This window comes from Mesorhizobium sp. GbtcB19 (assembly GCF_019091085.1).
Taxonomy (GTDB): Bacteria; Pseudomonadota; Alphaproteobacteria; order Rhizobiales; family Rhizobiaceae; genus Mesorhizobium.
Map to the genome: position 1 here is coordinate 1 of NZ_JAGXJY010000456.1, position 240 is coordinate 240.

Sequence of the window (240 nt, forward strand, 5' to 3'; positions counted from 1 at the left end):
CGATGCATCTCGACGAGGAAGCCGGCAAGGCAAGCATCCTCGGCGGACTTCCGGCTTCGGGCTGGCACACCTGCGCGATGTTCATGCGCATGCTGTGCGACGCCTTCCTGCTCGACTCGCCCTCTCAAGGGTCGCCCGGCATCGAGCATGTGAAATGGAAGAAGCCGCTGCTGGCCGGCGACCGTCTCACCGGCAAGCTCACAATACTTTCCAAGCGTCAGTCGAAATCCAGGCCGCAGC

General features: G+C 62.9%; 1 protein-coding gene. It reads left to right on the forward strand.

The genetic code is table 11. The annotated features are described in order from the left end of the window. Positions 1–240 (forward strand): MaoC/PaaZ C-terminal domain-containing protein (locus KVT37_RS32735; RefSeq protein ID WP_306797046.1); only part of this gene is annotated, 240 nt, incomplete at both ends.